General features: G+C 48.7%; 16 protein-coding genes and 1 pseudogene. 7 read left to right on the plus strand and 10 right to left on the minus strand.

Annotation, left to right across the window (positions count from 1 at the left end; genetic code table 11):
- Positions 1–10 precede the first annotated feature (10 nt).
- Both JGC47_RS17865 and JGC47_RS05920 read left to right on the plus strand, forming a co-directional pair.
- Positions 11–5,103, plus strand: a pseudogene (locus JGC47_RS17865) (RHS repeat domain-containing protein).
- Positions 5,104–5,241: 138 nt separating this feature from the next.
- Positions 5,242–10,332 (plus strand): RHS repeat-associated core domain-containing protein, encoded by a 5,091-nt coding sequence (locus JGC47_RS05920; protein ID WP_004164118.1) that lies wholly within the window; start codon positions 5,242–5,244, stop codon positions 10,330–10,332.
- Positions 10,333–10,458: 126 nt separating this feature from the next.
- Here the strand turns inward: JGC47_RS05920 and gpmA are convergent, their stop codons facing one another.
- From gpmA to modE, 6 genes are all read right to left on the minus strand, one after another.
- Positions 10,459–11,211, minus strand: coding sequence for a 2,3-diphosphoglycerate-dependent phosphoglycerate mutase (gene gpmA, locus JGC47_RS05925; RefSeq protein ID WP_004156697.1), 753 nt, complete (start codon positions 11,209–11,211; stop codon positions 10,459–10,461).
- A gap of 153 nt (positions 11,212–11,364) precedes the next feature.
- Positions 11,365–12,399, minus strand: a complete 1,035-nt coding sequence (gene galM, locus JGC47_RS05930; RefSeq protein WP_004156698.1) for a galactose-1-epimerase — start codon at positions 12,397–12,399, stop codon at positions 11,365–11,367.
- A complete protein-coding gene (gene galK / locus JGC47_RS05935; protein ID WP_004156699.1) occupies positions 12,393–13,541 on the minus strand; it encodes a galactokinase in 1,149 nt (382 codons plus the stop codon). The genes galM and galK overlap by 7 nt, the downstream gene beginning before the upstream one ends.
- Complete coding sequence (gene galT / locus JGC47_RS05940; protein ID WP_004156701.1) at positions 13,538–14,590, minus strand: galactose-1-phosphate uridylyltransferase; 1,053 nt, start codon at positions 14,588–14,590, stop codon at positions 13,538–13,540. Before galT ends, galK begins: the two co-directional genes overlap by 4 nt.
- 263 nt (positions 14,591–14,853) lie before the next feature.
- The gene (gene modF / locus JGC47_RS05945) at positions 14,854–16,317 is read right to left on the minus strand and encodes a molybdate ABC transporter ATP-binding protein ModF (RefSeq protein WP_004156703.1); all 1,464 of its coding nucleotides are present in this window, start codon (positions 16,315–16,317) and stop codon (positions 14,854–14,856) included.
- 71 nt (positions 16,318–16,388) lie between these two features.
- On the minus strand, positions 16,389–17,168 hold the full coding sequence (gene modE, locus JGC47_RS05950; RefSeq protein ID WP_004156705.1) for a molybdenum-dependent transcriptional regulator: 780 nt from the start codon (positions 17,166–17,168) through the stop codon (positions 16,389–16,391).
- Between the two features lie 152 nt (positions 17,169–17,320).
- Here modE and JGC47_RS05955 point away from each other — a divergent pair, with 152 nt between their 5' ends.
- The 4 genes from JGC47_RS05955 to modC all read left to right on the plus strand — a co-directional run bounded on the left by JGC47_RS05955 (position 17,321) and on the right by modC (position 20,157).
- Positions 17,321–17,485, plus strand: a complete 165-nt coding sequence (locus JGC47_RS05955; protein WP_004156707.1) for an AcrZ family multidrug efflux pump-associated protein — start codon at positions 17,321–17,323, stop codon at positions 17,483–17,485.
- A 154-nt stretch (positions 17,486–17,639) separates the two neighbouring features.
- A complete protein-coding gene (modA, locus tag JGC47_RS05960; RefSeq protein WP_004156709.1) occupies positions 17,640–18,413 on the plus strand; it encodes a molybdate ABC transporter substrate-binding protein in 774 nt (257 codons plus the stop codon).
- Positions 18,410–19,099, plus strand: coding sequence for a molybdate ABC transporter permease subunit (gene modB, locus JGC47_RS05965; protein WP_004156710.1), 690 nt, complete (start codon positions 18,410–18,412; stop codon positions 19,097–19,099). The genes modA and modB overlap by 4 nt, the downstream gene beginning before the upstream one ends.
- Entirely contained in the window at positions 19,099–20,157 is a 1,059-nt protein-coding gene (gene modC / locus JGC47_RS05970) for a molybdenum ABC transporter ATP-binding protein ModC (protein ID WP_004156713.1), read from the plus strand. The genes modB and modC overlap by 1 nt, the downstream gene beginning before the upstream one ends.
- A 30-nt stretch (positions 20,158–20,187) precedes the next feature.
- On the opposite strand, the gene JGC47_RS05975 is transcribed toward modC, so the two are convergent.
- Positions 20,188–21,006, minus strand: coding sequence for a pyridoxal phosphatase (locus tag JGC47_RS05975; protein ID WP_004156715.1), 819 nt, complete (start codon positions 21,004–21,006; stop codon positions 20,188–20,190).
- Positions 21,007–21,143: 137 nt separating this feature from the next.
- Here JGC47_RS05975 and pgl point away from each other — a divergent pair, with 137 nt between their 5' ends.
- Positions 21,144–22,136 (plus strand): 6-phosphogluconolactonase, encoded by a 993-nt coding sequence (gene pgl / locus JGC47_RS05980; protein WP_004156716.1) that lies wholly within the window; start codon positions 21,144–21,146, stop codon positions 22,134–22,136.
- 84 nt (positions 22,137–22,220) lie between these two features.
- On the opposite strand, the gene JGC47_RS05985 is transcribed toward pgl, so the two are convergent.
- From JGC47_RS05985 to bioA, 3 genes are all read right to left on the minus strand, one after another.
- Positions 22,221–22,697 (minus strand): kinase inhibitor, encoded by a 477-nt coding sequence (locus tag JGC47_RS05985; RefSeq protein WP_004156726.1) that lies wholly within the window; start codon positions 22,695–22,697, stop codon positions 22,221–22,223.
- A gap of 40 nt (positions 22,698–22,737) precedes the next feature.
- Entirely contained in the window at positions 22,738–23,793 is a 1,056-nt protein-coding gene (locus tag JGC47_RS05990; protein WP_004156727.1) for an NADP-dependent oxidoreductase, read from the minus strand.
- Positions 23,794–23,875: 82 nt separating this feature from the next.
- Positions 23,876–25,162, minus strand: a complete 1,287-nt coding sequence (gene bioA / locus JGC47_RS05995) for an adenosylmethionine--8-amino-7-oxononanoate transaminase (RefSeq protein WP_004156729.1) — start codon at positions 25,160–25,162, stop codon at positions 23,876–23,878.
- Positions 25,163–25,229 lie beyond the last annotated feature (67 nt).

The raw sequence follows: 25,229 nt of genomic DNA on the forward strand, positions 1-25,229 counted from the left end.
GAGTTCCATTGTGGAAATAATCAATAACGGCGTTGATAATGTAATCTTAAGCACGCAACAGGATAATTTTTTAAGCGCATGCATGTCCGGTGTAGATCCCCGAACGGGTTTTTTCAATCACGCGACGACTATATTTGATTACAACTCAGTGAATTCTGATGCTAGGTTTACTTTTGTGCTGAATTATAATTCTAAGTCAATTTATTACAATCAGGGTTATGGCTATGGTTTTACCGATAACCTGTCACGTTATGATGCAGAATTGAAGACGCTGATGCTTTCTTCCGGACAGGTTTACACTATTGCTAATGATATGGACGATGACCCCTCGGATTTAGTCAGCTTCGATTTTGAAAACTTCACATTTACTAAAAATAGAGTAAAAGACGTTACGGGAGAAGAACCCAAAATTAGCTACTATATAAAATATATCGATGGTGTCATTGAAAGGATGGTAAACAGAGATTTGAGCGGGGGAGGGCAAAAAATATATGTGCCAAGCGTTATTTATTATGGTGTGACCAGTGAAATACATTTGCAATGGGATTATATTGACGGAGTTCCATTTTTACAATCGGTAAAAGAACATAAATCCGGTACCTATACCAGCGGCTATCTTTTATCATTCATGGCCGGAAACAAAAATGAAAGAACGATAAGGCTATTTGAAAATGAACCATATGAATATAAGGTAATTCTGTATATCAATGAAAAAAATCTTCTGGCGGAAATAAAAAATTTCGGATTAGACTCTGGCGGGATTTACAAATGGGAATTCAAATACACAAATAAAATAGGAAAAGGGAGGCTTTTGAATGAAATAAGATATCCTTGCGGCAGAAATGATAAAATTGAATATATCAGAGCAAGAGGCCGTTCGAATATACCATCTTCGAAAATTTTAAAATTATTTGTGGTAAGAAGATACTATATAAGCCCGCAGTTCGTCGCGGGTATAAAGAAAATTGTAACGCAGTATCATTTTAAAAAGACCGACGAGAACGAAAGATATTTATCTGCTGAAGAATATATGGATATAAGTTTCAGAGTGATGAGGAGAATTACCAGAAACTACAACAAATTCCATCTTTTAATCAGTGAGTTGACAGAAGTCGGTATGACAACCACAGAAATCATTTACTCCTACCTAAATTGTGATGAAAAAAAAGAATTGTTACACCAGGCTGCTAACTATCAATGCATCACAGAAACAGCCACGACGTATACCGATTTGTCTATTGCTAAGAACAACACGAGACGAGATAAGGTTGAAATGTTCTATGATGAAAAAGGTAACCTGACAAGGCAGATCAATAATAATATTTCGATAATCTTTTTTTCTTATGCGCTTAGAGTAAATCAAGGTGGAGTTTTAGTTGATATTCCTAATGGAATGAGATTACTCGAGTCTCTTGAAATAATGTATCTCAAGAGTCAAGGTAACAATATCGTTAAAGAATATGAATATGAATTAATTTCTAAGCCTGCTGTGATGATAGGTAATCCCGAAGAACCTAAAACTTATAAATTGGTGCTTGTGAATGAGAGCACGCATATTAATAACATTTTAATAAAATCGACTTCTTTAAAATACTTCAAAAGCATCCATGACAGAGAAAACTTAGGAAAATTGAAATCTACAAGAATTAAGTGCTTTGACAGAATAAAAGTTAAAGAGTTTACATGGTCTGGAGGTTCTTACTATGACGATCTGACTTTATATACTAAAACAATGATAAATGAATTAATAATTGAGGAGGTTTTAGTATGGAATGCAATAACGGGCCTTTTAAACAGTGCCACTGACAGCTTGGGCAGGAAATTAGAGTATAAGAGAGATAAAGTAGGAAGGATCCTTAACACAATCATGACATCAAATATCAATGACCATGCAAGGTCAAGGAAATTTAAACATTACTATGAATACAGTATTGAGAATATTTCAGGAACCTTATTTTACCAAAAAAAAACGGTGGACTTGCACCATAACAGTATCTACGAAAGATATGATGGTCTTGGCAGGCTACAATATGTAGCGATGAGAAAAAACACAGTAATGAAGAAAAGATACTTCACGCTTACAAATATGACTATCTGTCGAGAATTGAATTCGAAGAGCATTTTACTCATAAAGGAAGTAAAAGCTTTAGTTTAGCCAGCATCTACTCTTATGATGATTGGGGATATATCAAGACGTTAAGACACAATGATGGAGTTGAAGAGAATGTTGTTACAGATCTGATAAACAGAACTAAATCGCATTGGTTGGCAGTTGGCGAGAAAAAAATAAATGAAACAAAAATCACATTTGATATCAACAATCAGCCCGTGAGTTATAAAAGATATTTGTCTGACGGGCAATTTTTGCAAACAATCTTCGAAAGAGATTTTTGCGGCAGACTAATCAAACATCAAGATGAATTAGGAAGCATAACTGAATATGGTTATGATTTGTATGACAGGGTCAATAAAATCGTTTTTCCTGACAATTCAGTGATCGATAAAAAATATAGTATATATTCAGAGCAGCAACTGGTTGAGAATATTACATTCACATCGGCTGATGGCAAGGTTCATGATATAGGTGTTCAGACTTTTGATGAATTAGAGCGAATAATTGAAAAGGAATCCTATGGGGTAAAAACGAAGTATGTTTATTCTCTACACCAGACGCTACCTGATGAGATCGTCTTTGCTGACGGGACGAGTAATTTTTATGAAAATAACTACGCTTTGAATGATAATATTCTCTCAGTGACTGATGATAAGGGGGAGTTTATAAAAAAATTTAAATATTCAGACGTTGACGGTTTACTAAAAGAAACTAAATTCTTTACTCCAAAAGATACCTATATAGAAAACATTGAAGAAGACAACTTAAATAACATCGTAGAAATCATCACAAAGTTTATTCATGATGGGAAAATCATCGAAATGATGTACAAGCAAGAAGATAATTATAATAATGAAGGTATCTATAAAATCACGGATGAAACCAACACCGAATTTGTCTATTCTCGTGACCTTTATGGCAGAATAACGGAGATCGCTTCAGGACAAGAGAAAACAAAAATAGCGTATGACATTTTCAGCAGGATTAGCATCATTGATGAATATGACCTGGAAGGAAAGTCCGTTGTTCAATTATCCTACGATGAATTAAGTAGAGAAATTGGTCGAAAGGTACAGATTTATTTCGATAACGATCCTTCTCTTAGCCAGCCCAGTATTTCTTTCACAGTTAGCTCTAAATACCATAAGAATAATTTGCTAAAATCACGATCGATTGAACAATACTCTGGCGAAAATAAAATAGATATTAGAAAAGAATCTTTCAACTACGACATTATGAATCGTATCATATTTTATGAATGTATTGGTATTATACCAACTGTAGATAAAAACAATAAAGCAATAAAAACGATAGGATATTCCTACGATACCGTGGGGAATATAGTGATTACTGATACTGTTTACTCAGACGAGAGTAGAGCTCGCGTATCATTTATCTATGATGAGAAAAATCCATTTATCCTGAGTTGGATGCAAAATGAGAGTACCCTTGATATTACTCAGAATGAATACAACAGACTTGGCTTTCTTGTCAATAAAACTTACACGAAAAGGATAAATGCTGATTTTTCTAAGAAACAGGAAGTTGACTATAGATATAATAACCTACTTTGTTTGTCATCTGTCACGAATAAAACCACCGGTACTCATCTTTCTGATGAAAGCCAGAATATTGAGTACCGTTTTGGCACCACGGGAAAACTGTTCTTTAGAAAGTCAGTAAAGGATAAGGTAAAGAATGAGCAAATAATAACTCATCGGGGTTACAATGAGGAAATAACTAACTTTATAGATTTTGAAGACCAGTCAAAGATGACGCTAATCAACTCTGCATATGGCGCGTCTAAAATGATATTGCAGAAAACTGACGTGCTGACGACTAACTATAAAATGGTAACTAATAACTCAAATACTCCGATATTTGTGGCGAAATACTGGGGTGGTAGATATGTGAGTAGTGAATATTCCACCATCGGGATCTACGGATCATTAGGGAAAAATAGTATGCAACTTGCATTAAATGGTTGCTTATTTGATGATGAGTCCGGTGGGTATATAATGGGGGGTAGAATATACGACCCAGAAAGTATGAGGTTTACCACGCCAGATAGTTTGTCACCTTTTAATGGAGGGAATATTAATCCTTATATCTATTGTAATAATAATCCTGTAAATAATAGTGATAACACGGGCTACCTTACCAGGGAGACTTGGAAGAATATCATATATATTGGTGCAGTACTGTCTGTAGGAACGGGTATATTGACATTAGGTTGCTCAATTGCAATGTCATCGGTTTTGATAAGCGTTATGTCAATAATTCAGATAACTGGAGGTGCGTTTAGTCTGGCATCTCTTAAAAATATCAATGATGATTCAGAGTTAGCTGCACACGGCATTTCAACGCTATTTGATATTGGCCTGTCATTTTTTAACGTTGCAAAATTGTCCAGATTACCCTTATCCAAGAATTTGAGCAGTTTTTTTGATTTTAACAGAAGTTTGACTAATCTTAGAACGTTGCCCGTGAATAAAAACAGGAAAAAAATATCTGGGGTGAACTATCTGGGGAGAGGAGTGAGTATATTCAACGATACCTACAAAAAAAAAGCCAGGTTAAATATTTATTCACACGGGAAAAGGGCCGCACTGATTGAAACACGAATGGACGATTCAGGCAAGCTTTACGAAAAATTCAGACTGAGTTCGCAAAGTCTGGATAACTTACTGCGTACGAGTGGAGGGATTAAATATGACGATTATGCATCAATAAGAATCATTGCCTGCCATTCTGGTGACCCCAGTCAATATAAATCGGCAATAGGGTTTGATATGCATAAAATAACAGGCTTGCCGGTAAAAGCTTTCCATGGGGATGTGACGATTTTTGGCATTCCACCAGAAACTCTACAAAGCTATTTCGAAAGGCATTCTACTGACCCACATTCTCTGCATAACATACGTAAAAAATTTTCCGCTGAATTCGAACTTATTCATAATTCCAATTATCTCCCGACGTATTTCTCCTAATTGGCAATATACGCAGTATGGGATGAATGCTTTACTTTTAATGTCTAAATTAGCATGGGTATTTTTAATTGTACTATAGTAAGGGGTAAATGATTCAACAACGCGACAGTAACCTAATGATATTATTACGGAGGGTTCATGAAGGGAATAACGCAAACGCTTGCGGATTTCAATGTAAATATTCAACAGGATAATTTCATCAGTGCTTGTATGGCTGGAGTCGATCCTAGGACAGGTTTTTTCTGTAATTCCACCACGCTTTTTGACTATAATTCATGTTTCTCCGACGCCAAGTTTTCTTTTGTACTTAACTATAACTCCAAGAACATGTGTTTGAATCAAGGATATGGCTATGGGTTTACGGATAATCAATCACGCTATGACGAAGGAAAAAAATTATTATCTCTTTCATCAGGCCAGGTATACAGAATAGCTAACGACCCCATAGAGGGGCAGCCAGAGATAGCCGATTGTAAATACCACGACTTTACCTTCAAAAAAACATTGCTCAGAAGCCCTGATGGCGCCGTATCCCAAAAGATATACTACATTACATATATGAATGGCGTAGTGGAAAAACTTGAAAACGTAGACATTAACGGTGATGAACAATCTTGTTATGTCCCTTTCATGATCCTTTATGGAGTTAGCGGTAAAATACAGATGTTCTGGGATTACGATAATGGAGTGCCGCAGTTAACGACAGTTCGGGAAATAAAAAAAGGCATAAATATTAATACTGATCTGCTATCTTTAAGTCATAAGGAAAAGGGTAAGATAAGGTTAAGCGTATTTGATGATACTGAATATAATTATAGAATAGTATTGACTTTGAATAGCAAAAATCAGTTAGTACAGATAAAAAATACGGGTTTAGATATTTATGGCAAACATAGCTGGAAGTTCAAATATTCTGATGTGGCGGCTAAAGATCATCTGTTAGAGGAAATCAGATACCCGAGTGGAAGGAAAGATACGATTGAATATAAGCGTAGCGAAAATAATTTCGATTTGATTCTTCCAGGAGATTATCTATTATACAGCGTATGGCTTTACCAGATAATCCCACAGTTCATGTCGGGAATAAAGCAGATTGCTACAAACTATACTTATAACTGGGCCGATGATAATAATCAATATTCATCTGTTGAAGAGTATTTGGACATAAGACGCCAGGCAATAAAAAAAATCACCAGAACTTATAATAAATTCCATTTATTAATTAGCGAAAGCATTGAATCTGGTACGACTGTTAAGCATATCAGCTATGTTTATAATGATTGCGATGTTACGAAAAGTCTAATGCTGCAATCTCTCAAGTATCAATGTATCAATGTAATAAAGACAACATATATCGATAACAGCGGTGCTGAAGTCAAACAGCGTGATGAAGTCGTCAGTATGGAATACGATGAATTTGGCAACCTGGTCAAACAAAAGAATCATAACAATTCAATTTTTTCATTTATCTATACGAATTTAATCTTGTATGGAGACCAGCTAGTCGAAAATCCCAATGGCTTCTGGATCATGAAATCTACCAGTATAGTATATCCTGATAATGTCAAAAGTCAGATTTGTAAGGAATATGTTTATGAGTTATTAACAGAATCTGTTAACGATTCCAAATCTGTTGAAGATATAACCAGCTATAAGATAGTATCAACTGAAGAGAAATTGTTCATAAACTACGAATTAGTCAATACCACTTTGCTGACTTACCATATGGAATCGAAAGATAAACCCCATTTCGGTAAATTGAAGTCTCATACGCTTCTATGTTTCGACAGAAAAATATGTAAGACTTTCAAATGGGATTACCTTTCTGACCAATTAGTTGTGCAGGCCATTAATCAAAATAACGATTTTTCTGGCTGCACTACCGTGAAGTTTAATGGAACAACAGGCCTGCTTCAAAGTAGTTATGATGGATTTAATAAGTCGATAGAATATAAGCGTGATAAACTGGGGAGAATAACCTTAGTCACTCTTACCTCCAATATCGATGACCCATATAAAAAGAAAAGTTTTAAATACAGATATAAATACCAATTTAAGGAGCAGTTAGGATCTTTTAATTATGAGGTGGAGACTACAGATTTATATGGCAATAAGCTCTATGAGCGCTATGACGGTCTTGGTAGAATGCAAACTGTTGCAATCATGAAGAATAACAGCGATAAAGAAAAAATCATTAATTCGTACAAATATAATGAACTGTCTCAACTAGTTCACGAAGATCGTTTTTCATACAAAGGTAATGAAAAGCTAAGTTTTATAAATATTTATTCGTATGATTTTTGGGGTAATATCAATAAGATCAGGCATGATGACGGGGTTGAAGAAAATGTTATAACAGATGTCATAAATAGAACTGTGACTCACTGGTTATCACATGGTAATGATATTTCGAATAAAACAATGACTGAGTTTGATTTAAATAATCAGCCAATAATATTTAAAAGATACTCTCTGGATGCAAAATTTACACAATTAACATTGGAGCGGGATGTTTCAGGTCGAGTGGTAAATAAAAAAGATGAGTTAGGAAGAGTTACTCACTATGATTATGACCTTCAGGACAGAGTTAATGTCATTACTCTTCCCGATAAGTCAATTATTACTAAGTCATACAACAGGTATTCAGAAGAACAACTTATCGAAAAGCTGACTTTTACCTCTTTCAATGGGAAAATCTTTGAAATAGGGTCACAGATGTTTGATGAACTGAACAGAGTGCAAGAGAGTCAGGCATATGGCGTGACGACAATGTATCGTTATACTCTTAATCGTCTACTCCCTGATGAGATTACTTTTGCAGATGGCAACTCTATATTATATGAAAACGATTATGGGTTGAAAGACAAAGTAATATCGATTACAGATAAAGAAAAAAAATTCCGCAAAGAATTTTTCTACTCTAATATCGATGATTCATTGATCGAAACTAAATATATTTCAGCACATGATGTTTACATTGAAAAATTTACTGAAGATGCTCTTAACAGTTCTCTGGTCATTAATACTACATTTATAAATGACAACAATTCGATTGATATCGCTTATAAACAGGAAAACTTTGTCAATAATGACGGTGTTAGCAAAATTACGGATGAAACTAACACGGAATATGTTTATACGCATGATACTTATGGAAGGCTTACAGGAATTAATGGCGGTAAAGTCAAAACTGAAATTTTGTACGATAAATTCAGCAGGGCCAGTCATGTCTCAGAAAGTGATGAACTCGGAAAATCTGTTATTCAGTTGGTTTATGACGAGTTTGGCAGAGAGATTGAGCGGCGTGTTACTTTGTCTCTTTCCAGTACTGAACTTGTTCCAGATCCGCTTCAGAGCCTTACTCTGGTCGTTGAAACCAGTTATTATGCTAATAATTTAATTCAATCAAAAGTGATAAAGCAGTTAAAAAACCATATCGAAATCATCAGGATTGAAACTTTTATATACGATGAACTGGACAGAATAAAAAATTATCAATGCAAGGGAGACGTACGGACAACCGATAATAGTGGAAAGGGAATAAAAGCAGTAGTGTATACTTATGATGAAGTAGGCAACATATCTCAAGCCGATTTCACTTTAGACGATGAAAGCCACGGTATTAAAAAGTTTTCCTATGATGAGATTAACCCGTTTTTATTAAGGCGCATGCTCCATAGCAGCACATCGGATTATACTAATTATGAATTTAACAGTTTGGGTTACCTTTCAAGAAAAAGTCAGTCGCAGACTGTGAACGATCGTTTGACCAGGGCAAAAGAGTCATTTTACAGCTATGATAGCTCGCTAAATTTATCTTCGATAGATCAAACCAGCTATGAAAACAATTTAGCGTGTGGCAGACAGGTTACAGATTACAAGTTTGGAAACTCTAATAAAGTCATGTTTAAAAGGACCATTGCGGAAGGAAAAAAAACAGAGGAAATCAGCACATTTCGTGGTTGTAACGATGAAATTATTAGCATTATCGATTTTCAAAATAAGATGCAATACCAGAAAGTCAATTTTCTTCAGGGGAAAGCGAAGCAGATTTGTTCTCAGAGTCAGAATGACACGATCATAAAAAAAATCACAACTGACAATTCAGGTACTCCATTCTATGTGATGAACTTTAATAACGGTAAATATAAAGGCAGTGAGGTTCCAACGACGGATATTTATGGCAGTTATGCAAAAAGCGTCTCCCCCGTTGGTATTAATGGATATCTTTATGACGCACATGCAGACGGATATCTGCTCGGGTCACGGTTATACGATCCTGAATGTATGAGGTTTACCACTCCTGATGATTTATCACCTTTCTACGGTGGTAATATAAACCCTTACATCTACTGTAATAATAACCCAGTAAATAATGATGACAAATCCGGTTATCTCACCAACGAACATTGGAAAATCCCGATATATATCGCCGGTTCTTTATCATTACTTTCTGGAGTGGCTACTCTGGGAGGGTCGCTGGCGATGTCCTCTGTCATGATGACCGCTTTTTCAATATTTGAAATCGGAGCGGGGATTTCAGCAATAGCATCCTTGCAGGGAGAAGGTAATGAGTATGAACTGGCCGTTGGGGGTACTGCTTCATCATTAGGTTTAGGGGTATCTCTTTCTCATGTTTTTGGAAGGTACAAATATCCTTTATCTAAGAGTTTAAAAAGTTTTTTCGACTTCAATAAAAGTCAACAAACTATGCGTAATCTCTCTTTCGATAAAAAGAAAAAGGAAATTATGGGATTAAAGTATTTAGGCCATGGCGTCAGTGTTTTTACTGACACATATAAAAATAAACCCCGACTGAATATCTATTCGCACGGAAGAAGGGCGTCTTTAATTGAAACCCGACTTGATGATTCAGGCAGGCTACTACCGGTTAATAAGTTAGATTATAAGGGGCTAGATCAGCTATTGCGTTCGACCGGAGGCATTCAATATGATAATTACGCATCAATAAGAATTATTGCTTGCCACTCCGCTGATTTCGGTTTTCTGACCCCACCTTTAGGGTACGACATGCATCAAATAACCGGCTTGCCGGTGAAAGCTTTCCAGGGAACAGTGACTTCTTTTGGTTACCCCCCGGAAATATTACAAAGCAGTTTTGAAAAATTTTCTCATGACCCGCATGCTTTGCAAAATATTTTAAAACAGTTCGCCTCACGATTTGAAATCATCCATAACGCTGGTTACTCTCCCAAATATTTTTCTTAGCAGCCACAGAGATGAATAGTATCTGACTTCGTCAGGGTTGGTTTTTGTCCGCGTATGACTGGTACAGCTGTTGAACCGCACCCTGAACATCTCACATCAGGTCTTTCAGGGTGCGGATTTATTCTCTTACTTTGCTTTACCCTGATTAGCTACGGCAGCTGCCTTAGCGGCGATTTCATCAGCATCACCAAGATAGTAATGTTTGATCGGCTTAAAGTTTTCGTCGAACTCATAAACCAGCGGTACGCCGGTTGGGATGTTTAATTCGAGGATCTCTTCTTCACTCATATTGTCCAGGTATTTGACCAGCGCGCGCAGGGAGTTACCGTGCGCAGCAATGATCACTTTCTCACCGCTTTTCATACGCGGCAGGATGGATTCATTCCAGTATGGCAGCACGCGGTCAATAGTCAGCGCCAGACTTTCGGTCGTCGGTAACTGTTCTGTGGTCAATGAAGCATAACGCGGGTCGTGGCCCGGGAAGCGCTCGTCGGCACGATCAAGCTCAGGCGGGGTAACGGCGAAGCCACGACGCCACTGCTTGACCTGCTCGTCACCGTATTTGTTAGCGGTTTCAGCCTTATCCAGTCCTTGCAGCGCACCGTAGTGACGCTCGTTAAGACGCCATGATTTCTCGACCGGCAGCCACACCTGGTCAACTTCATCCAGGATGTTCCACAAGGTATGAATGGCACGTTTCAGCACAGAAGTGTAAGCAAAATCGAAGGTGAATCCTTCTTTCTTCAGCAGCTGACCGGCGGCTTTTGCCTCGGTGCGGCCTTTCTCTGACAGATCAACGTCGTACCAACCGGTGAAACGGTTTTCGTTGTTCCACTGGCTTTCGCCGTGACGTACCAGAACCAGCTTCGTTACAGCCATAGCTTAACTCCTTAATAAATCTACATTTCAATGTTAAAGGCGATCGGTAAATCGCCGCGACATCACCCGCGACAATTTCAATGTGCAATACCATAGCTGAATTCTGCGCAGCGCGTAAGCCCGTCAGACGCGCTTTGCGTGTTTTTCACGCGCTCAGTCAAGCACCGTCAGCTGATAGTGCGTCGCCGACTGATACGTTTCACCGGGCTGTAGCCAGCAGTCTGGCTGCGGCCACTCTGGGTGGTTAGGCGAATCGGGCAAGAACTCGCTTTCCAGTGCAATGCCCTGAAAAGAATGATAAACACCCCGATCGCGTGCCGGAATACCTGCCAGGTGATTGCCGCTATACAGCTGCAACGCGGGGGCGCTGGTGAACACATCCAGCCGTAATTTGCCGTCAGCAGACCAAAGCGTGGCGGCCGCTTCGCCTGCTGTCGCGTTCAGCAGAAAAGCGTGATCGTAACCCTGTACGGCATGCTGGTCATCATCCTGCATGAAATCCTGTGCCACGCTCTTTGCCCGGCGAAAATCAAAGCTGGTGCCTTCCACGGCTTTTAGCGGCGCGGCAGGAATGCCTTCACCGTTGACGGGCAGATAGCGATCTGCATTGATCAAAAGGCGATGCTGGCGTGCATCACCCTGAAAGCCATCAAGATTAAAATAGGCGTGATTGGTGAGATTAACCGGACAGGGTTTATCTACCGCGGCCTGATAAAGAATCGACAGTCTGTTATCGTCGTCAAGACAATATCGCAACGAAACCCACAGCGTGCCGGGGAATCCCTGATCGCCATCCGCGGATTCGAGACGATATTCCACCTCACTATCACTTTGGCTGACAAGCTGCCAGCGGCGCTGGTTGAAGCCATCAGGGCCGCCGTGAAGCTGATGCTTACCCTGGTTGGCAACCAGCTGGATGGGGTCGCCGCTGTTGTGCAGCTGCGCGTTAGCAATGCGGTTGGCATAGCGGCCCACGGTAGCGCCCAGGTAAGCCGACTGGTGTGCATAGTCTGATGGCGAAGCACAGCCCAGCAGCGCTTCGCGTACGCTGCCGTCGCCCATCGGCACGCGGGCTGAAAGCCATGTAGCCCCCCGATCCATAAAGGTGGCGACCATGCCGTTGCGGTTGCGCAACGTGGTCAGGTGCCAGTTAGCCCCTTCTGTGACAGATGAATGAGGAGTTAGCATTGGCCGGCTCCTGCTGAAGCGGAGCAGACATAAAAAGTCTCTTTGAGACCTGATTTCGCCTGGTAATGCTGCTCAACCGCTGCCTTGACGCTGGCGACCACCTCACGCGGCATCAGGGCAACCACACAGCCGCCAAAGCCGCCGCCGGTCATGCGCACGCCGCCGCGATCGCCAAGGCTGTGTTTAACAATATCCACCAGCACATCCACCGCCGGTACGGTGATCTCGAAGTCATCACGCATCGAGGCGTGTGATTCGGCCATCAGGACCGCCAGACGCGCCAGATCGCCGCGCGCCAGCACGCTGGCCGCTTCCAGCGTACGGGCGTTTTCCGTCAGGACGTGGCGCACGCGTTTAGCGACCAGCGGGTCCAGCTCATGTTCACGTGCGACGAATTCCGCCAGCTCAACGTCGCGTAGCGAGGATTTACCAAAGAACTGCGCCCCGGCTTCGCACTGCTGGCGGCGCGTGTTGTATTCACTGCCCACCAGGTTGCGCTTGAAGTTGGTGTTGATAATCACCACCGCAATATCGCCCGGCAGCGGCACCGGGCGCGTATTCAGGGTGCGGCAGTCGAGCAGCAGGGCGTGATCCTTCTCGCCCAGCGCTGAAATCATTTGATCCATAATGCCGCAGTGACAGCCGACAAACTGATTTTCAGCCTGCTGGCCGTTGAGAGCGATATCCGCGCTGTTCAGCGGCAGCTGATACAGCTGGCGAAACACGCTGCCCACCGCTACTTCAAGCGAGGCTGAAGAGCTTAATCCGGCCCCCTGCGGCACGTTACCGCTGATAACCATATCAACCCCAGCGAAGTCAGCCGTGCGCTGTTGCAAATATTTCACCACGCCGCGCACGTAGTCCGACCACAGCTGCTGCGGATGGCGCTCAATCGGTTCATCCAGCGAGAAGATATCCTGCTGATTATCATAGTCGGCGGCGATCGCCCGCACCTGGCGGTCACTGCGCCTGGCACAGGCAATCACCGTCTGATAATCGATGGCACAGGGCAGCACGAAGCCATCATTATAATCGGTATGTTCACCGATCAGGTTGACGCGTCCTGGGGCCTGAATCATATGGGTGGGCGCATAGCCGAAAGCGTTGTTGAAGATTTGCCGGGTGGTGTTTTTTAAAATCATGGTTGCGTTCCCGCCTCACGGAAATGAATATCGCTGACGGCACGCAGCCGTTCTGCTGCCTGTTCTGCGGTTAAATCACGTTGGGTTTCAGCCAGCATTTCGTAGCCGACCATAAATTTACGCACCGTTGCCGAGCGCAGAAGCGGCGGGTAGAAATGTGCGTGCAGCTGCCAGTGGGCGTTGGCATCGTCATTGAACGGCGCGCCGTGCCAGCCCATGGAATAGGGGAAAGAGCACTGAAACAAATTGTCATAACGGCTGGTGAGCTTTTTCAATGCCACAGCCAGATCGTCGCGCTGCCCATCGCTCAGCTCAGTCAGGCGCTTTACAGGCGTTTTTGGCAGCAGCAGCGTTTCAAATGGCCATGCCGCCCACCAGGGAACAACAGCCAGCCAGTGTGGCGTTTCCACCACCGTGCGGCTGCCGTCTTGCAGCTCGCGCGCAGCGTAGTCAACCAGCATCGGCGTGCCGTTCTTCGTATAATAAGCGCGTTGCAGGTCGTCTTCGCACCGTGCTTCATTGGGCAAGAAGCTGTTGGCCCAGATCTGACCGTGCGGATGGGGATTCGAGCAGCCCATTGCCGCGCCTTTATTCTCAAACACCTGAACCCACGGGTAATGCTGGCCGAGATCGGCAGTCTGCCGTTGCCAGGTTTTAACCACCTCTGCCAGCCCATCCAGCGTCAGTTCCGGCAACGTTTTACCGTGATCGGGCGAAAAACAGATCACCCTGCTGGTGCCACGCGCGCTTTCACAGCGCATCAGCAGGTCAGCGCTGTGCGGGGCGTCGGGCGTATCGGTCATCAGCGCGGCAAAGTCGTTGGTAAAAACATGGGTGCTGGTGTAATCGGGGTTTTTATCCCCGGTGACCCGCGTGTTGCCCGGGCAAAGAAAGCAGTCCGCATCGTAGGCAGGCAGCTTTTCCTGTGCTGGCGTCTCCTGTGCGCCCTGCCACGGGCGTTTGGCCCGGTGTGGCGAAACCAGGATCCATCGATCGGACAGTGGGTTATAGCGGCGATGAGGGTGATCGGCCGGATTAAATGTCTGCATATTGAGTCCTGATATTCGTTATACGCTTGATGAACGACAGGGAAAAAATAGCATATTTCAGTGGCTGGAAGCGTGACCGGTTGTAAAAAAATGGAATCGTTTACACTAAGTGAAGAATCGCTGATTGCCGCTCCGTTTCGCGGGTAAATGCAGATATTCTGCCAGAGGAAGAATCGTTGTTGAAAACGATTACATAGCGGGTCAGCAAGTTTTCGCCCTGTCATGCAGCAGGGCGAACTCTGTGCACGCGTCGGCATGCTGCTTTACAGGCTCTGCTGTAAATAGCGGTATGTCTCGCCGTCAGGGACAAAGCTCAGGCGATGGGTGACACAGCGCGGCGCATCTTCCGCATGGTGCGAGACAAAAAGCAGCTGGGTGCAGCCCTCGCCGATCAGCACGTCGACAAAGCGGCGCACCAGAAGGCGGTTTATCGGGTCCAGTCCCTGCAACGGTTCATCGAGGATCAGCAGCGCCGGGTGCTTGACCAGTGCACGGGCGATGAGCACCAGCCGCTGCTGGCCCCATGAAAGGTCGTGGAACGGGCAGTCAGCCATCGCCGCGCTGATGCCCAGCAAATCCAGCCACTGACTGGCCAGCATTCGCTGGCGGTCGGACACCGCCTGGTAAAGTCCAATTGAATCGAAATAGCCGGATATCAACACGTTACGCACGCTGCTGCTGACGCGGTAATCAAGGTGCAGGCTGCTGCTGACGTAGCCAATATGCTGCCTGATCTCCCAGAGGGTTTCTCCGCTGCCGCGGCGGCGGCCGAACAGCGTCAGGTCGTTACTGTAGCCTTGCGGATGATCGCCGGTCACCAGACTGAGCAGGGTCGATTTCCCGGCCCCGTTCGGGCCGACAATCTGCCAGTGCTGGCCGCGCTCCACCTGCCAGCTAAGCTGATGCAGGATGGGCCGGTCATTGTAAGACACCACGCCATTGTGCAGCACAATCAGCGGGGCATCTTCTGCCAGCGCCGGGATGGCGCTGTTATGGTCGGCTTCAGGCAGCCTTATGGCTTTTTCACTGTGCGCTAACTGCGCCACCAGCGCTTCGGCGAGAATAGCCTGGCGCCTGCCGGTACGGATAAGGGCACATTCTGCCAGCACGCCCACCTGATTGATAAAAGCAGGAATTTCATCGAAACGGTTCAGCACCAGCACCAGCGTGACCCCCTGATGTTGCAGATCGTGCAGAACCTCGGCGAGACCGGCGCGTGAAGCGATATCCAGCCCGTCGAAAGGCTCATCGAGGATCAGCAGATCGGGCTGCGCCATCAGCGCCTGGCACAGCAGGGTTTTACGCGTTTCTCCGGTGGAAAGGTATTTGAAGCGGCGCGACAGCAGGTGCCCGATGCCGAACAGCGCGGCCAGCCGTTGACAGCGCGCTTCATCTTTGATCTCTTCCTGAATCACTTCACTGACAAAATAGCCGGTATCCTCTTCGTCAACGCTAAGCAAATCGGTATTGTTGCGTTGCCATTCGTCTTCAGCACGCTGTTGTAATTGCTCCAGTGACAGGCGCCAGGGGCGCTGAAACTGGCTAACGAGGCTGCCTGACATTGGGGTCAGTTCTGCGGACAGAGCGCGGGCCAGCGAGGATTTGCCGCTGCCGTTAACGCCGACAAAAGCCCAGCTTTCCCCGGCCTGAATGGCCAGCCGATCAAGATTAAGCGTTCGGCTATCACTAAGGCGAAAGACAGCTTGCGCGATGTGCAACATTGACATGATTAATTCCTTTAAAGGATTGCAGAGTCATCAGCAGCCACTCGCCATCCGTTGTTAAACCGGAGGCAAATTCACACCAGCGTGGCGATAATGGCGCGATCGGCAGCAAAACAGGCGGTAACCGCAGCACCCGGTAAGAGATCCTGCTGGCTGATAAGCTGATTGTCCACCGTGGCGCACAGCGTTGCACCATCGCCGAAGGCAATCAACACTTCACTTTGCCTCCTTCCCCGTTCAATCTGGCTGATGATGCCGGGCAGCTGGTTATCCGCCTCTGCCGTGCCGCGGGTGACAGTAATCCACGGGGCTTTGATCATCACCAGCACCTCTTTTCCTGCTGCCAGCTGCAAGCGGTCAGCGCTCTGTTCGGTCAACGCAACCTGAATGTGGGTAACACCATCGTTTAGCAGTACGCTGACCTGCTGCTGCACCGGCTGAAAATCGCGGGCAACAATGCGGCCATACAGCTGATTACGTGCGCTGGTTTGTAATGAAAAGCGGGCAATCGCTCCCAGCAGGCTGCCGGGTTGGGCATCATCCTGTAATACGTCAAAGGCTCTTTGCTGGATTTGTTCCAGCAGCGCATAAAGTTGTATCAGCCGTTCGCCACGAGCGGTAAGGATGGCACCGCCGCCGCCTTTGCCGCCGGCAGCGCGTTCCACCAGCGTAAAATCAGCCAGCCGGTTCATCTCATTGATGGCATCCCAGGCACTTTTATAGCTGATCCCCGCCAGTTTTGCTCCCTGACTGATCGATCCGCTCTCTTTCACCCGGCGCAGCAGTTCAATACGGCGCGGGTCGGCAAACAGCCGCTGCTGAAGTTTCAGGATCAAGGCAATTTCAGCCTGCATAAGCGCTCCGGGGGCGACAGGGGAAACGCTCATTGTAACAGCTGGCGGCGGCGTGGCGTGGCGAAATAATTGCTTAAGAAGGCACGAAACGTCAGTGCATTGTGCGACTCTGGCGTTACAATTAGGTTTTTGTTCAGCAAGATGAGGTTTCCATGCTGGAATTACTGAAAGGCCTTGCGTTAGCCATTTTGATGGTGCCGGTGGTGATGGCGATTATTCTTGGTCTGATCTGGGGGCTGGGCGAAGTATTCAACATTGTTTCCAGGTTGGGACATCGTGACAATCGCCAGGCAACCAAAGGCCATTCTGTCCGCTAAATTTTGCCCGCTATTCTCTACGCCCGGTGATGCCGGGCGTTCTCGTTTCTGTCGTCGTTAACCTTTTTCTCACCGCTGCCGATATTAACGGTAACGGCTCTCCGAAGCATCGTTATATCATCATATATATAGCGCAACTCACTGGAGCATCATCATGTCTGTAAAATGGCACCACTGGCTGGTTGCTGGCTGCATCAACCTGAGTATTGGCGGCCACGCGCTGGCGTCCGGGCAAGTGACCGTGTTTGCCGCTGCTTCTCTGACGAATGCGTTGCAGGATATTGCCAGCCAGTATGAGAAGGGGAGAGCGGTGAAGATCGTCTCCTCATTTGCCTCATCCTCAACGCTGGCACGCCAGCTTGAGCAGGGCGCACCGGCGGATATGTTTATTTCTGCCGACCAGCAGTGGATGGACTATGTCGCCGGTAAGCACGCCATCGACAACGCCAGCCGCGTCAACCTGCTGGGCAACGATCTGGTGCTGATAGCGCCAACGGAGGCGAACCCGCAGCCGGTCAGTATCAGTAAAAGCACCGACTGGAAAAGCCTGCTGAAAGACCAGCGGCTGGCGGTCGGCGACCCGGATCATGTTCCGGCGGGTATGTATGCCAAAGAAGCGTTGGAAAACCTCGGTGCATGGCGGCAGCTTTCACCGTTGATGGCACGCGGCAACAGCGTGCGTGCCGCGCTGGCGCTGGTGGAGCGTGATGAAACCCCCTACGGCATCGTTTACGGGTCGGATGCGGTGGCGAGTAAAAAGGTTAAGGTGGTTGGCATCTTCCCGCAAGACAGCCACAGGCCGGTGGAGTATCCGCTGGCGTTGGTAAAGGGGCGTAACAATGCCAGCGCTGGCGCGTTCTATCACTATCTGCAAGGGCCGCAGGCGGCGGTGATTTTCAGACAATATGGATTTACCACGCTAAAATGATCCTCAGTGAACCCGAATGGCAGGCGGTAGCGTTAAGCCTGAAAGTATCCGTTATGGCAGTGGCAGGTAGTCTGCCGTTCGGCATCCTGATGGCGTGGATCCTGGTGCGCTGTCAGTTTCGCGGCAAAACCCTGCTCGACAGCCTGATCCATCTGCCGCTGGTGCTGCCGCCGGTGGTGGTAGGCTATTTGCTGCTGCTCGGGTTCGGGCGACGTGGGGTGATTGGCAAATATCTTTACGACTGGTTTGGCTTTACCTTTGCCTTTAGCTGGCGCGGTGCGGCACTGGCCTCGGCGGTGATTGCCTTCCCGCTGATGGTGCGTGCTATCCGCCTGGCGCTGGAAGCGGTGGACAGCAAACTGGAACAGGCGGCGCGTACCCTGGGAGCCGGCCGCTGGCGGGTGTTTTTCACCATTACGCTACCGCTGACGCTACCCGGCATTATCGTCGGGGCCGTGCTTGGTTTTGCCCGATCGCTGGGCGAGTTCGGTGCCACCATTACCTTCGTATCGAATATTCCGGGTGAAACCCGTACCTTGCCTTCGGCGATGTATACGCTGCTTGAAACGCCCGCAGCGGAAGGCGCGGCAGCACGTTTGTGTGTGATTGCTATCCTGCTGGCGCTGGCATCGCTATTACTTTCCGAATGGCTGACCCGTTGGGGTCGTAAGCGTCTGGGGCTTTGATGCTGGAACTTGATTTCACGCAGAAACTGGGCGACCACCGCCTGACCATAAAGGCCGCACTGCCCGCCAGCGGGGTCACCGCTATTTTCGGCGTGTCCGGCGCCGGTAAAACATCATTAATCAATGCGATAGCCGGGCTGAACGTACCACAGCAGGGCAGTATTACCCTTAACGGACGGGTACTGAGCGATACGGCCAGCGGCACCTGGCTGGCCGTGGAGAAACGGCGAATTGGCTATGTCTTCCAGGATGCACGCCTGTTCCCGCACTACCGGGTGCGCGGCAATCTGCAATACGGCCTGACGAAATCGATGCGTGCGCAGTTTGATGACGTGGTGCAGATGCTGGGGATAGAGGCGCTGCTGGGCCGCTTTCCATGGTCGCTATCAGGCGGCGAAAAACAGCGCGTGGCGATAGGCCGTGCGCTGCTTACCGCGCCGGAGTTGCTGCTGATGGATGAACCGTTAGCCTCGCTCGATCTGCCGCGTAAGCGCGAGCTGTTAGCCTGGCTACAGACGCTGGCGCACCGGGTTAAAACGCCGATCCTGTATGTCAGCCATAGTCTGGATGAACTGCTCAGGCTGGCGGATAACGTGTTGGTGCTGGACCAGGGCACGGTGAAAGCCTTTGGCCCGCTGGAGAAAGTCTGGGCCAGCAGCGCGATGCGCCCCTGGCTGGCTGGCAGCGACCGCAGCAGCATTTTACGCGTGCAGGTGCTGAAGCAGCATCCGTATTACGAGATGACCGCGCTGTCGCTGGGCGACCAGCATATCTGGGTCAACCGGGTGAATGCGCCGCTGAATACGCCGCTGCGCATTCGCATTCAGTCGGCAGATGTTTCACTGGTATTGAAGCAGCCGATGGGTAGCAGCATCCGTAATGTGGTCCCGGCCAGAGTTGACGAACTGCTGGAGATTGACAACCAGGTTGAGGTGAAGCTGCTGGTGGGGCAAAGCGAGCTGTGGGCGCGTATTACGCCCTGGGCGCGTGATGAGCTGATGATTAAGCCAAATATGTGGCTGTTTGCCCAGATCAAAAGCGTGTCGATTACCACCTGACTGGCCTTTATGGCCGTCAGTTAGCCGGGATCAAAGGACCTCGCGATAAATCGTTTCAGCGATAGCGGGTTCCATGTTGCTACCGATAACGCGCTGCGCCCGATCCTTGATCGCCTGGTCCGCATTACCCATTGCCACGCCTAAACCCACGGTCTCCAGCATGCTGAGATCGTTGTAGTTATCGCCAAAAGCAATGACGTCACTCATCTTGAAGCCGTTAGCCGCCACCCACTGCGCCAGGCGCTTGCCCTTGCTGTTACCGGCTTTGGCGATATCAACCTGGTCGTGCCACGACCATTCACAGGCCAGCCCCATGTCTGCTTCCACTCGGCAGGCGAACTGCCGTAACGCGTCGGTATCGGAGTGAGCGAGGGCAAATTTCCAGATGGATTGCGCACCGCGTGCCGCGTCTGCCAGACTGTCGACCTGCAAAAACGTCGGGCGCTGCGCCGGCGGCAGGGACTGTGCCCAATTAAGGGTGCGGGTAACATGGCCCATCTCGGTTTGGTAAAGCATTGCATTATCGATATACAGCAGGCCGTTGATGCGCGCTTCGTCAAGCATCTCAAGCACCTGGAGCGATTGCCCCAGCGGCAGCGGGTCGGATTCTAAGACAGTTTTTGCCTGGTAATCATACGAATAGGTGCCGTTACAGCAAATTGCAGGTGTATCCAGCGCCAGTGCCTGATAAAAAGGGTGGATAGCAACATGATGACGACCGGTCACAATAAGGATTTTGATCCCCGCCTGCTGTGCTTTGTGCAGCGCTTCTATTGAGGCGGGCAGAATAGTCTTATCCGGGGTTAACAGCGTGCCGTCCAGATCGAGGGCGATGATACGATAGCTCATAACAGTTTCCGTGACGCAAAAGAGTCAATAAGTGTACACCTTGTGACGCCAGCGACAATACTGGCGGTGCAATCGTTCGGTGACGGTGGCGATACTCCGCCACTGTGGTGATTTTCTGTTCAGAACAAGGAGCATTGATGAAACAAGTTGTTTATACCGCCAGCCCGGAAAGCCAGCAGATCCACGTCTGGCAGCTGAATGAGGAAGGTGCTCTGACGCTGTTGCAGGTGGTGGATGCGCCGGGCCAGGTGCAGCCGATGGTGGTCAGCCCGAATAAAGCTTTCCTTTACGTTGGCGTTCGTCCTGATTTTCGCGTGGTGGCGTATCAGATTGATGCTGAAGGTAAACTGAAAGAAGCAGGCCACGCCCCGTTACCCGGCAGTCCGACGCATATATCTACCGATCGTCAGGGGCGTTTTATCTTTGTCGGCTCGTATAACGATGCTTGCGTTAGCGTCAGCCCGATTGGCGATAACGGATTACCGGGCGAGCCGCTTCAGGTGGTGAAGGGGCTGGAAGGCTGTCATTCGGCCAATATCGATCCCGGCAACAAGACGCTGTTTGTGCCCGCGCTGAAGCAGGATCGCATCGCGCTGTTCAGCCTGGATAATCAGGGTAAGCTGACGCCGTGCGCGCAGGCTGAAGTGAAGACCAGCACCGGTGCAGGCCCGCGTCATATGGCGTTCCACCCAAACCAGCGTTACGCCTACAGCGTCAATGAGCTGGACAGCAGCGTCGACGTCTGGGATATCAGCGGCGATGAAGTGAAGAAAGTGCAGTCGCTGGATGCGCTGCCGGAAGGATTCAGCGATACGCGCTGGGCGGCAGATATTCATATCACCCCGGACGGACGCCATCTGTACAGCTGCGATCGCACCGCCAGTCATATCACCCTCTTTTCTGTCAGCGCCGATGGCAGCAGCCTGAAGGTGGAAGGTTTCCAGCCGACCGAAACGCAGCCGCGCGGTTTCAATATTGACCACAGCGGTCAGTATCTGGTGGCGGCCGGGCAGAAATCCCATCATATCGAAGTGTACAGAATCAGCGCCGATCGCGGTCTGCTACAGCCGCTGGCGCGTTATGCCGTCGGCCAGGGGCCGATGTGGGTAGTGATTAACCCGCTGGGTTAATCAGCCGGGGCTGCCTGACGGCGTGAAAAAGGCGGAGCGGAAAACCGCTCCGCCATGACTGCACGGGATAAGCAGCGGCGCAAATCAGTTATAGATGGCAGTGATCGACGCGCTGGCCAGCACATGGAAATGCACATTAAAGCCCACCAGCGCAGCGCTGGCCTGTTCATCCACCTCCAGCCTGTCAACATCAAGCGCGTGGACGGTGAAAATATAGCGGTGACTTTCACCTTCAGGTGGAGCAGCACCGCCGTAGCCCGCGCTGCCGAAATCGGTACGCGTTTGCAGGCTGCCGACAGGCAGTTCGGCCTTGCCGGAACCCGCGCCCGGCTTTAATTCACGCGTGTCGGCTGGCAGGTTGGCGACCACCCAATGCCACCAGCCGGAACCGGTGGGCGCATCGGGATCGTAGCAGGTGACAACAAAACTTTTGCTGCCCGGCGGTACATCGTGCCAGGCGAGGTGGGGTGACAGGTTATCGCCCTGGTAGCCCATCGCATTCAATACCTGGCGTTCCGGTAGCTTATCGCCGTCGTTAAAATCCTGGCTAATGAGTTTCATCTTGACTCCGTTTGGGGTTATTTCCTGTTGAAGCAATACCTTAACGCTTTAGCGCGGGCTTGTCTTGTGCCACGCGAACCACCACTTTGCCGAAATTTTTTCCTTCAAGCATGCCAAAAAACGCTTCCGGCGCATTATCCAGCCCGTCGATGATATCCTCGCGGAAAACCAGCCTGTCTTCGGCGACCCACCGGCTCATCTGCTGGAAAAACTCGTCAAAGCGCTGACCGTAATCCTGATTAATAATGAAGCCTTCAATGCGCAGACGCTTACGCAGAATAGCGCTTTGCAGCAGCGGCAGACGGTCGGGACCCTCAGCGATGCCGGTGCGGTTGTAGTCGGCGATCAGCCCGCACACCGGAATGCGCCCTTTGGTATTCATCAGCGGCAGCACGCTGTTAAATACCTTACCGCCAACGCTTTCGAAATAAACGTCGATACCGTCCGCGCAGTGGCGGCTCAGCTGTTCTGCCAGATTATCATCGCGGTGATCGAGGCAGCGATCAAAGCCCAGCACCTGTTCGGCATAGCGGCACTTTTCCGCACCGCCGGCAATGCCAACCACATGACAGCCCTTCAGTCTGGCGATCTGCCCCACCAGCGAACCCACCGCACCGGTGGCGGCAGCCACTACTACCGTTTCTCCCGGCTGCGGGTTGCCGATATCCAGCAGCCCCATATAAGCGGTAAAGCCCGGCATCCCCAGCATGCCGAGCGCCCACGACGGATGCTCAAGCACCGGGCCGCTAAGCTTGATGAGGTCGCGTCCGTCCGACAGGGCGAAATCCTGCCAGCCGCTGCCGCTGACGACCCAGTCGCCAACGCCAAAGTCGCTGTGCTCAGAACGCTCAACCACCGCCACCGTGCCGCCGCACATCACCTCGTTCAGCGCGACCGGTGGCGCGTAAGAAGGGGCGTCGCTCATGCGCCCGCGCATATAGGGGTCGAGCGACAGCCAGACGGTGCGCAGCAGCACCTGTCCGGCGCCAGGCACCGGTACCGGCTGTGATTCAAGGCGGAAACTGGCGGCGGTGGGCGCGCCGTGCGGGCGCGAAGCCAGTAGCAGGCGGCGATTAGTCTGTTTATCTTGTGGCATGTAACCTCCAGGGCATATTGACTGCAGCAAACCAGCTAAAAGCGTAGCGCATCATGCAGGTCGCTGCCTGGCGGCGCGGGCGCTAACTGAACAGCTCAGGGCGGGCAACGGCCGCGCTGACGGCAGCGGTTAACTGCTGTAACGCCTCCGGCGTGATCACATACGGCGGCATCAGATAAATCAGCTTGCCAAATGGCCGGATCCATACGCCCTGTCCGACAAAGAACTGCTGCATCGCCGCCAGCGCCACCGGGCGCTGCGTTTCCACCACGCCGATCGCTCCCAGCACGCGCACATCGGCGACTCCCGGCTGCGTGCGCAACGGCAGCAGCGCCGTGCGTAGCTGGCTTGCAATCGCCGCCACTTGAGCCTGCCAGCGATTCTCCTGTAACAGCGCCAGACTTTCGCTGGCCACGGCACAGGCCAGCGGGTTGCCCATAAACGTGGGGCCGTGCATAAAGCAGCCGGCCGCGCCGTTGCTGATGGTGTCGGCGACGTGGCGAGTGGTTAAGGTGGCGGACAGCGTCATGGTGCCGCCGGTCAGCGCCTTGCCAACGCAGAGAATATCCGGACTGATGGCCGCATGTTCGCAGGCAAACAGCCGGCCGGTGCGACCAAAACCGCTGGCTATCTCATCGGCGATCAGCAGCAGCTGATAGCGGTCGCAAAGTGCGCGCACCCGTTGCAGATAGCGCGGATGGTAAAAGCGCATCCCCCCCGCGCCCTGCACGATCGGCTCAAGGATCACCGCCGTCAGCTGGCGGTGATGCTGCGCTATCAGCTGCTCAATGGCATCGGCATCGCTCTCCAGCCAGTCGTCATCGAAGCGGCAGCCCGGCGCGGGCGCGAACAGATGCTCAGGCAGATAGCCCTGATACAGGCTGTGCATCGAATTTTGCGGATCGCACACCGACATGGCGGCAAAAGTATCGCCATGATAGCCATGACGCAGCGTGAGGAAACGCTGCCGTTTTTCACCGCGCGCCTGCCAGTACTGTAGCGCCATCTTCATTGCCACTTCCACCGCCACCGAACCGGAATCGGCCAGAAACACGCATTCCAGTGGGTCAGGCGTCATCGCCACCAGTCTGCGGCACAGCGCTACCGCCGCCGGATGAGTCATCCCGCCAAACATCACATGCGACATCTGCGTTAGCTGGCTGTGCAATGCCTGATTGAGGCGTGGATGATTGTAGCCGTGAATGGCGGCCCACCATGAGGACATGCCGTCCACCAGCTGGCGGCCGTCAGCCAGTTCCAGCGAAGTTCCGTGCGCGGCAACCACCGGGTAGCAGGGCAGTGGTGCACTCATTGAGGTATAGGGATGCCAGATATGGTTACGGTCGAAGGCAAGATCGTCCGGGGTCATAAAATCACTTGTAAACCAAAAATAAAAAAATTAGTTTACAAGTATAACCGGGCCGTACAGACAATTG

Source organism: Erwinia amylovora (assembly GCF_017161565.1).
Taxonomy (GTDB): Bacteria; Pseudomonadota; Gammaproteobacteria; order Enterobacterales; family Enterobacteriaceae; genus Erwinia; species Erwinia amylovora.

What these genes read in the sequence shown, in the direction of transcription:
- JGC47_RS05985 (WP_004156726.1), bottom strand. Translation starts at nt 22,697, where the DNA reads ATGAAACTCATTAGCCAGGATTTTAACGACGGCGATAAGCTACCGGAA.
- JGC47_RS05955 (WP_004156707.1), top strand. Translation starts at nt 17,321, where the DNA reads ATGCTGGAATTACTGAAAGGCCTTGCGTTAGCCATTTTGATGGTGCCG.
- modF (WP_004156703.1), bottom strand. Translation starts at nt 16,317, where the DNA reads ATGTCAATGTTGCACATCGCGCAAGCTGTCTTTCGCCTTAGTGATAGC.
- galT (WP_004156701.1), bottom strand. Translation starts at nt 14,590, where the DNA reads ATGCAGACATTTAATCCGGCCGATCACCCTCATCGCCGCTATAACCCA.
- JGC47_RS05975 (WP_004156715.1), bottom strand. Translation starts at nt 21,006, where the DNA reads ATGAGCTATCGTATCATCGCCCTCGATCTGGACGGCACGCTGTTAACC.
- bioA (WP_004156729.1), bottom strand. Translation starts at nt 25,162, where the DNA reads ATGACCCCGGACGATCTTGCCTTCGACCGTAACCATATCTGGCATCCC.
- modC (WP_004156713.1), top strand. Translation starts at nt 19,099, where the DNA reads ATGCTGGAACTTGATTTCACGCAGAAACTGGGCGACCACCGCCTGACC.
- JGC47_RS05990 (WP_004156727.1), bottom strand. Translation starts at nt 23,793, where the DNA reads ATGCCACAAGATAAACAGACTAATCGCCGCCTGCTACTGGCTTCGCGC.
- galK (WP_004156699.1), bottom strand. Translation starts at nt 13,541, where the DNA reads ATGATTTTAAAAAACACCACCCGGCAAATCTTCAACAACGCTTTCGGC.
- pgl (WP_004156716.1), top strand. Translation starts at nt 21,144, where the DNA reads ATGAAACAAGTTGTTTATACCGCCAGCCCGGAAAGCCAGCAGATCCAC.
- galM (WP_004156698.1), bottom strand. Translation starts at nt 12,399, where the DNA reads ATGCTAACTCCTCATTCATCTGTCACAGAAGGGGCTAACTGGCACCTG.
- gpmA (WP_004156697.1), bottom strand. Translation starts at nt 11,211, where the DNA reads ATGGCTGTAACGAAGCTGGTTCTGGTACGTCACGGCGAAAGCCAGTGG.
- JGC47_RS05920 (WP_004164118.1), top strand. Translation starts at nt 5,242, where the DNA reads ATGAAGGGAATAACGCAAACGCTTGCGGATTTCAATGTAAATATTCAA.
- modE (WP_004156705.1), bottom strand. Translation starts at nt 17,168, where the DNA reads ATGCAGGCTGAAATTGCCTTGATCCTGAAACTTCAGCAGCGGCTGTTT.
- modB (WP_004156710.1), top strand. Translation starts at nt 18,410, where the DNA reads ATGATCCTCAGTGAACCCGAATGGCAGGCGGTAGCGTTAAGCCTGAAA.
- modA (WP_004156709.1), top strand. Translation starts at nt 17,640, where the DNA reads ATGTCTGTAAAATGGCACCACTGGCTGGTTGCTGGCTGCATCAACCTG.